The 8,739-nt window shown below is 76.7% G+C and carries 6 protein-coding genes; 5 read left to right on the forward strand and 1 reads right to left on the reverse strand.

Going from position 1 to position 8,739, the window contains the following annotated elements; all coding sequences use genetic code 11:
* The 4 genes from DZF91_RS40695 to DZF91_RS32870 form a co-directional block, all read left to right on the forward strand.
* A partial coding sequence (locus DZF91_RS40695) for a DUF5691 domain-containing protein (RefSeq protein WP_199487059.1) occupies window positions 1-1,248 on the forward strand: 1,248 nt, incomplete at its 5' end.
* 143 nt (window positions 1,249-1,391) lie between these two features.
* Window positions 1,392-2,423: an ATP-binding protein gene (locus DZF91_RS32860; protein ID WP_235834744.1), complete on the forward strand. Its 1,032-nt coding sequence runs from the start codon at window positions 1,392-1,394 to the stop codon at window positions 2,421-2,423.
* A gap of 23 nt (window positions 2,424-2,446) precedes the next feature.
* Complete coding sequence (locus tag DZF91_RS32865; RefSeq protein WP_235834743.1) at window positions 2,447-4,867, forward strand: DUF5682 family protein; 2,421 nt, start codon at window positions 2,447-2,449, stop codon at window positions 4,865-4,867.
* Complete coding sequence (locus DZF91_RS32870) at window positions 4,860-6,083, forward strand: vWA domain-containing protein (protein ID WP_117360942.1); 1,224 nt, start codon at window positions 4,860-4,862, stop codon at window positions 6,081-6,083. The genes DZF91_RS32865 and DZF91_RS32870 overlap by 8 nt, the downstream gene beginning before the upstream one ends.
* A 25-nt stretch (window positions 6,084-6,108) precedes the next feature.
* Here DZF91_RS32870 and DZF91_RS41405 read toward each other — a convergent pair whose 3' ends face one another.
* On the reverse strand, window positions 6,109-7,767 hold the full coding sequence (locus DZF91_RS41405) for a serine/threonine-protein kinase (protein ID WP_199487060.1): 1,659 nt from the start codon (window positions 7,765-7,767) through the stop codon (window positions 6,109-6,111).
* A 108-nt stretch (window positions 7,768-7,875) separates the two neighbouring features.
* On the opposite strand from DZF91_RS41405, the gene DZF91_RS32880 reads away from it, so the two are divergent.
* The coding region (locus DZF91_RS32880; protein ID WP_117360943.1) for a DUF6777 domain-containing protein at window positions 7,876-8,739 on the forward strand (864 nt) is incomplete at its 3' end.

The following is an 8,739-nucleotide window of genomic DNA, read 5'->3' on the forward strand; positions in this document are numbered from 1 at the left end:
GGCCGCCGGGTGCCCGCGCGGCTGCTGCCCGACCTGCTGGAGAAGGGACGCGGCGACCGGATGCTGCGTCCGGCGATCGCGCGCGCGGCCGGGCACCGCGGGGTGTGGCTCGCGCTGCGCAACACCGACTGGGCCTACCTGATCGGCTCGGGGGACGATCCGGGCGGCGGCGACGAGGTGTGGGAGACCGGCACCCGGCCGCAGCGCGTCGCGTTCCTCACCCGGCTGCGCGGCACCGACCCGGCCGCCGCGCGCGGGACGCTGGGCGCCGTGTGGGCGAAGGAGGCCGCGCCCGACCGGGCGGCGTTCCTCGCCACGTTCGCCCGCGCCCTGTCGATGGACGACGAGGAGTTCCTCGAGGCGGCGCTGGAGGACCGGGGCAAGGACGTCCGGCAGCTCGCCTCCGACCTGCTGTCCCGGCTGCCCGGCTCGTCCTACGGACGGCGGATGGCGTCGCGCGCGCGGGCGTGCCTGCGCGCCGAGACCCGCACCGTGCGGGAGCGGCGGCAGACGTGGATCGTGGTCGAGCCGCCCGCGGCCCACGACGAGGACCTCGCCCGCGACGGCGTCCCGTTCCACCCCAGCGGCTCGTTCGCGCCCGGCGGTGCGGGCGGCGGCCCGGTCGGCACCCGCGCCGCGTGGCTGCGCGAGATCCTCGCCCGCACCCCCCTGTCCACCTGGACGGACCTGTTCGGCCTGCCGCCGATGGAGGTCGTGTGCCTGCCGGTCACCGACGCGGCGGGCGACTCCGGCCGCGCCGCCCGCGACGTCCACATCGGGTGGGCGAGGGCGGCGCTGCGGCAGCGCGACCCGGCGTGGGCCCGCGCGCTGCTCAAGGGCGGCGTCGTCGTGGACGAGCCCGACGCGCTCGCCGACCTGCTCACCGTCCTGCCGGACACCGAGCGCGAGGGCGCCGCGGCCGGGCTGGTCCGCTGGGTCGCGGGCGGCCCGGAGCTGCCGCGCGTGCTCGAACGCGTCCCAGGCCCCTGGACGGGCGAGCTGGCGGACGCGGTCGTCGCGACGCTCGCGAACGCCGCCGACCGGCAGACGCACCGGCACGAGCACACCCTGACCCAGCTGTGCCGCCTCGCCGACCAGCGCCTCTCCCCCGCGTTCGCGCCCCGCGTCCACGGGCTGGCCGAGCGGCACCTCGCCGCCGCCCCGGGCGGGGTGGCGGGCGCCGTCCTCACCGACCTCACCGAGACCCTCCGGTTCCGCGCCGAGATGCTGAAGGAGCTCCATCCGTGACCGTGCCCGACTCCGAGACCGGCCCCGATACCGAGCCCCGCCCCACTCCCGCCCCGGCCCCCGCCCCCACCTCCGCTTCTGTCTCCGCTTCTGTCTCCGATGACGTCCTCCGGCCGCACGCGGAGCAGGAGTACGCGCACGAACTGGCCCTGCTGGCGGCCCACGACGACCGGCCGCGTCCGCCCGGCTGGCGGCTGTCGCCGTGGGCGGTGACGACCTACCTGCTGGGCGGCGAACTGCCCGACGGGTCCGAGATCACCCCCAAGTACATCGGCCCGCGCCGCCTGGTCGAGGTCGCGGTCGCGACGCTCGCGACCGACCGGGCGCTGCTGCTGCTCGGCGTCCCGGGGACCGCCAAGACCTGGATGTCGGAGCACCTGGCGGCGGCGGTCTCGGGCGACTCGACGCTGCTGGTCCAGGGCACCGCCGGGACGCCCGAGGAGGCCGTCCGGTACGGCTGGAACTACGCCCGGCTGCTCGCCGAGGGACCGTCCGAGCGGGCGCTGGTCGAGAGCCCCCTCATGCGCGCGATGCGGCACGGCATGGTCGCCCGCGTCGAGGAGCTGACCCGCATGCCCGGCGACGTCCAGGACACGCTGATCACCCTGCTGTCGGAGAAGACGCTGCCGGTGCCGGAGCTGAACACCGAGGTGCAGGCGCGGCGCGGGTTCACGGTGATCGCGACGGCGAACGACCGCGACCGGGGCGTCAACGAGCTGTCGTCGGCGCTGCGCCGCCGGTTCAACACGGTCGTGCTGCCGCTGCCGGAGTCCGAGGCCGACGAGGTGGAGATCGTGTCCCGCCGGGTGGCGCGGCTCGGCCGCTCCCTCGAACTGCCCGAGGCCCCCGCCGGGCTGGAGGAGATCCGCCGCGTCGTCACGGTCTTCCGGGAGCTGCGCGCGGGCGTGACGGCCGACGGCCGGACCCGGCTGAAGTCGCCGTCCGGCACCCTCAGCACCGCCGAGGCCATCTCGGTCGTCACCAGCGGCCTCGCGCTCGCCGCGCACTTCGGCGACGGCGTCCTGCGCGCCCCCGACATCGCGGGCGGCCTCGTCGGCGCCGTCGTCCAGGACCCGGCGTCCGACCGCGTCGTCTGGCAGGAGTACCTGGAGACCGTCGTCCGCGACCGTCCGGACTGGGCCGACTTCTACCGTGCCTGCCGGGAGGTCTCTTGACCGACGCCACCCCGCCGCCGGTTATGCCCCGTGCCGGCGCCAACGGCTCCGGGCCGGACGCGGGCGGAGCGGTCGGCGCGGGCGGGGCACGGGTCGAGGTGTTCGGGATCCGGCACCACGGGCCGGGTTCGGCGCGGGCCCTCCGGCGGGCGCTGGAGGAGTTCAAGCCGGACGCGGTGCTGGTCGAGGGGCCGCCGGAGGCGGACGCGATCGTCGACCTCGCCGCCGACCCCGACATGGTGCCGCCCGTGGCGCTCCTGGCCTACGCACCCGGCGAGCCGCCCCTGCCCGGCGACGAGGCCGCGTCCTGGACGGACCGGCGGGCGGCGTTCTGGCCGTTCGCCGAGTTCAGCCCCGAGTGGCAGGCCGTCCGCTACGCGCTGGAGGAGGGCGTCGCCGTCCGGTTCTGCGACCTGCCCGCCGCGAACCAGCTCATCCCGCCCGTCCCGGACGGCGCCCCCGGCGAACCCGCGCCCGAGCGACCTGAGGCCACGGAGGACGCCGAGAACGCGGGGGACGCCGAGAACACGGGGGACGTCGGAGAGGGGCGCGGCGGCGCGACGGCCGAGGAGGACATCCGGCTCGACCCGCTGGGCTGGCTCGCCCGCGCGGCCGGGTACGAGGACGCCGAGCGCTGGTGGGACGACGTCGTCGAGCACCGCGACGGCGGCCCGTCGCCGTTCCCCGCGATCGCCGAGGCGATGGCCGAGCTGCGCGACCGCGTCGCGGAGCGGCCGTCCGCGACGGGCCTGCCGTCCGGTTACGCGGCCCGCGAGGAGCAGCGCGAGGCGGCGATGCGCCGCACGCTGCGCCGCGCGGTCAAGGACGGTTTCGACCGGATCGCCGTCGTCTGCGGGGCCTGGCACGTCCCGGCGGTCCTGGCCAAGGTCCCGGCCGCGCGCGACGACCAGACGCTGCGCGGCCTGCCCAAGGCGAAGGTGTCCATGACCTGGGTGCCGTGGACGCACGGCCGCCTCGCCGAACGCTCCGGCTACGGCGCGGGCGTGCGGTCGCCCGGCTGGTACGCGCACCTGTTCGCCGCTCCGGACCGTCCGGTCGAGCGGTGGCTGACCGCCGCGGCGGGCCTGCTGCGCCAGGAGGGCCTGCACGTGTCGTCCGCGCACGTCATCGAGGCGGTGCGGCTGGCGGAGGCGCTGGCCGCGCTGCGCGACCGCCCGCTCGCCGGGCTGGACGAGGTGACCGAGGCGACGCGGGCGGTGCTGTGCGACGGCGCCGACCTGCCCGTCGAGCTGGTCCGGCGGCGGATGGTCGTCGGCGAGCGGCTCGGGTCCGTCCCGGACGACACGCCCATGGTGCCGCTGCAGCGCGACCTGGCCGACCGGCAGCGCCGGCTGCGGCTCGCGCCGTCCGCGGACCCCCGCGACCTGGAACTCGACCTGCGTCGCGACCTCGACCTCGCGCGCAGCCACCTGCTGCACCGGCTGACGCTGCTGGAGGTCGACTGGGGCACTCCCGCCGAGAGCCGCGGCAAGGGGACGTTCCGCGAGACGTGGACGCTGTGCTGGCGGCCGGAGTTCGACGTCGAGCTGATCGAGGCGAGCGCGTGGGGCACGACGGTCGCGGGCGCGTCCGCCGCCCGGGCCGAGGCGATGGCCGCCGAGGCCGGGTCTCTCGCCGAGGTGACCGCCGTGGTCGAGCGCTGCCTGCTCGCCGACCTCGGCGCGGCGCTGCCCGCCGTGATGCGGATCCTCGCCGACCGCGCCGCGCTGGACGGCGACGTCGCGCACCTCATGGACGCCCTGCCCGCCCTCGTCCGCGCGCTGCGCTACGGGGACGTGCGCGGCACGGGCACCGGCCCGCTCGGCACCGTCGTGGACGGCCTGGTCGTGCGGGTGTGCGTCGGGCTCGTCCCGGCGTCGCGCGGGCTGGACGACGACGCCGCGCGCGACCTGCTCGGCCGCATCGACCGCACGCACTCGGCGCTCGCGCTGCTGGACGACGCCGCGCACACCGCCCGCTGGCACACCACGCTCGCCACCCTGGTCGACCGCGACGGCCTGCACGGCCTCCTGGAGGGGCGCCTCACCCGGTTGCTGCTCGACGCGGGCATCCTCCCCGACGTCCCCGACCGGATGGCGCGCGCCGTCTCGTCCGGCGCGGCGCCGGTCCGCGCCGCCGCCTGGGTCGAGGGCTTCCTGTCGGAGGGCGGGCTGGTGCTCGTCCACGACGACGTCCTGCTCCGCCTGGTGGACGGATGGATCGCCGGCCTGCCCGCCGGGGCGTTCACCGACGTCCTGCCGCTGCTGCGCCGCGCGTTCGCCGAGTTCGCGGCGGCGGAGCGCCGCGCGATCGGCGACCGGGTCCGCCACCTGTCCGACCCGCCGTCCGCCCGTCCCCTCGACGACCCGGTCGATCCGGTCCGGGCCGCGCCCGCCACGGAGACCGTCCTGCGCATCCTCGCCACGGGAGGCGACCATGCCTGACCCCACGCCCCCGCACGTCCCCGGCGCGGACGAGAGGACGGACACCGCGCCCGTCCCGCCGGGAGGTGAGGCGGAGCGGCTGCGGCGGTGGCGGCTGGTGCTGGGCGGGGACGGAGCCGACGGCACCGGGGTGACGCTGACCGGGGACGACGCGCACATGGACGGCGCGCTCGCCAAGCTCTACGGCGCCGGGGACGGCGGGCGGTCCCGGCCGGGGCGGCGCGGAGCCGGGCTCGGCGACTCGGCGCCGTCGGTCGCGCGCTGGCTCGGCGACATCCGCGAGTACTTCCCGTCCCCCGTCGTCCAGGTCATGCAGAAGGACGCGATCGAGCGGCTCGACCTCACCCGGCTGCTGCTCGAACCGGAGCTGCTGGACGCCGTCGAACCCGACATCCACCTGGTCGGGACGCTGCTGTCGCTGAACCGGGTGCTGCCCGACCGTGCCCGCGAGTCGGCGCGCGCGGTGGTGCGCGCGCTGGTCCGGGAGCTGGAGGCGCGACTCGCCGAACGCACCCGGTCGGCGGTCGGCGGCGCGCTCGACCGGGCCGCCCGGTCGGCCCGTCCGCGCCGGCCGTCGGAGGTGGACTGGGACCGGACGATCCGCGCGAACCTCCGCCACTACCGGCCCGACCGCGGCGCGCTCGTGCCGCAGCGGCTGGTCGGGCACGCGCGGCGCGGCCCGGCCGTCCGCCGCGACGTGGTGCTCTGCGTCGACCAGTCCGGGTCGATGGCCGCGTCCGTGGTGTACGCGAGCGTGTTCGGCGCGGTGCTGGCGTCGGTGCGGTCGGTGCGCACGTCGCTGGTCGCGTTCGACACCTCGGTCGTGGACCTCACCGCCCGCCTGCACGACCCGGTCGAGCTGCTGTTCGGCACGCAGCTCGGCGGCGGCACCGACATCAACCGCGCGCTCGCCTACTGCCAGGGCCTGGTGACGCGGCCGGACGACACCGTCCTGGTGCTGGTCACCGACCTGTACGAGGGCGGCGTCCGGGACGAGATGCTGCGCCGCGCCGCCGCCCTGTCCGGCGCGGGCGTCCAGGTGATCGTGCTGCTGGCGCTGTCGGACGAGGGCACGCCGTCGTACGACCACGACAACGCCGCCGCGCTCGCCGCGCTCGGCATCCCCGCGTTCGCCTGCACCCCGGACGCCTTCCCCGACCTCATGGCCGCCGCCCTGGAACGCCGCGACATCACCTCCTTCGCCGCCCCCTTCTGACGCGCCCCGCCCGCCGGGCGGGCGGTCAGGGGCGGTCGCGGGTGCCCCAGAGCAGCAGGCCGACGGCGAGGGCGGCCAGCGCCGCCTGCAGGACCATGGAGGCCGGCGGCACCGAGAGCCACAGGCTCCACGCCCCCCACAGGACGATCCGCACGATCCGGACGACCGCCACCGTCCGGACGGCTCCCCGTCCCAGCCCGTGCCGCCGGGTGTCGCGCCACGCCTGCGGGACGGCGACGAACGTGATGACCGCGAGCACCGCGAAGAACGCCGAGCCGACGAACAGCAGCGCTCCGGTCGGGCCGGCGCTGAGTTCCGGTTGCGCGACGAAGGCCGCCAGCCCCACGACGTCCCCGGCCGCCAGGAGGCTCGCGAGGCCGAGCCCCGCCGCGAGCGTCCACGGCCGCCGCCGCGGCGCGGGCTCCACCGCGGCCGCACGGCCGCCGGGAAACCACGCCCCCGAGACGGTCCGTCCGGCGAGGCCTGACGCGGTCTCCCCCAGGGCGAACCCACCGGCCGAGGACTGCGGCCCCGCCTCCCCCGCGGGCACCATGACGGGTTCCACCGACGCGAAGCCGGCGTCTTCGCGCGCGGACACCCTCGAAGGCTCCGCCACGGGCGCGTTCCAAGGCCGTCCCACAGGCGCGCTCGAAGACTCACCCGGAGGAACGCTCGAAGGCTCCGCTGGGGGAGCGCTCGAAGGCTCGCCCGGAGGAACGCTCGAAGGCTCCGCTGGGGGAGCGCTCGAAGGCTCGCCCGGAGGAACGCTCGAAGGCTCGGCTGCGGCCTGCCGCCCGGACCGCGCCTCCGGGACGTCCCCGGCGGGCGCTCCCAGCAGGGTCAGCAGGACCGACTCGGCCGTCGGACGGGACGCCGGGTCCTTGGCGAGGCAGGCGGCGGCGAGCCCGGCCAGGTGCGGCGGGAGCGCGGACAGGTCGGGGTTCCGGCTCATGACGCGGTAGATCACGGCCGTGGTGGGCCCGCTGCCGAACGGGTCCTCGCCGGACGCGGCGAACACCAGGGTCGCGGCCCAGCAGAACAGGTCGGCGGCGGGGCCGACGGGACCGCCGGAGAACTGCTCGGGCGCCATGTAGGCGGGCGTCCCCACGAGACCGCCGGTGAGGAGCGCCGAGGGCCCGGTGACCGCCGAGGGGCCCATGAGGGCGGGGGCGCCGTCCAGGGCGCGCGCGACACCGAAGTCGATCACGCGCGGGCCGTCCGGGCCGAGCAGGATGTTGCGCGGGTTCACGTCGCGGTGGACGATCCCGGCGCGGTGGATCGCGGCGAGCGCGGTGACCGAGCTGACGGCCAGCCGGTCCAGGTCGGTGCCGCGCCGGGGGCCGCGCTCGGCGACCAGCTCGCGCAGGGACGGCCCGGGCACGTACTCGCTGACGAGGTAGGGCCGGTCGCCGTGCACGCCCGTGCCGAGGAACCGGGCCGTGCAGAACCCGGCGACGCGCGGCAGCAGCGACAGCTCGCGGACGAACCGGGCGCGCGCCCGCGGGTCGCCGAGCAGCCGCTCGTGCAGCAGCTTGACCGCGACGGGGCCGTCCGGGCCGTCGCCGAGGTAGACCACGCCCTGCCCGCCGGAGCCGAGTCGGCCCACCAGCCGGAGCTCGCCGAGCCGTTCGGGGTCGCCCGGGAGCAGGGGCCCGGTCGGCGGCGGGGGGATCGGAACGGCCATCGCGCGAACTCCCCGGTTACAGAATCACGACCATTTGAATGCGATCCACCGGCCGCACCGCTTCATCGAAGAGTATATGTGCGTTCGACTCGCAGTGAGGGAACGGTGATGACGGAGATCCATTCTCGGCGGCGCGATCACGCGCTCCCCGCCGCGGTCGCGGCGTCGGCTCTCATTCTTTTCGGCGCGGCGGGCTGCGGTGCCGCGGGAACGACCATCGCGCGCCTGACGGTGGGCGATCCCGGCCCCGATCCGTACGCGCCGTCGAAGGGGACCGACGAGCGCCTCGCGTCGGCCGGGGGCGGCTCCGCGGTGCCCGGCGGGACGCTTCCGGGCGACTCCCCGGGCCTGTACGGCGGGACGCGCCGAAAGTCCCACTGCGACCCGGAACGCCTGGTCACGTACCTGCGCGAGCATCCGGACCGCGCGCACGCGTGGGCGGCGGTCCAGCACATCACGCCCGACGCGATCGCGGCGTTCGTGACCCGGCTGACCCCGGTGCACCTGCGCGCCGACACCCTGGTCACCAATCACGGATTCCGCGCGGGGAAGGCGACCGGGGCGCCCGCCGTCCTGGAGGCGGGAATGGGTGTTCTGATCAATGAGTACGGCGTTCCCGTCGTAAAGTGCAATTGCGGCAATCCACTGACTCCGGCTGATCCGAAACTCTCACTTCGCGGCTCGCGGTACACCGGCCCGGCATGGCCGCATTTCCATGCCGGAAAGGTGACGAGAATCCAGCCCGGACGCGCGCCGGCCCAGGGATTCGTCCTTTCCGAGCCGGACGGCCGCAGCGCGTTCGCCCGGCCGCGCGGGACGCGGGGAGGCGCGGACGGGCCGCACGTCCCGGAGCCCCCGGTCGGCGACTTCGCCCCCTACGCGCATCCGGAGCCGCAGCCCGCGTCCTCCGCCGGCGGCCACCTCTCCCCCGGAGCCCCGCCGCCCGTCCCCCAGCGGCCCGCGCCGCCGCCC

The sequence above is a fragment of the Actinomadura logoneensis genome, from assembly GCF_003428695.1.
Classification (GTDB): domain Bacteria; phylum Actinomycetota; class Actinomycetes; order Streptosporangiales; family Streptosporangiaceae; genus Spirillospora; species Spirillospora logoneensis.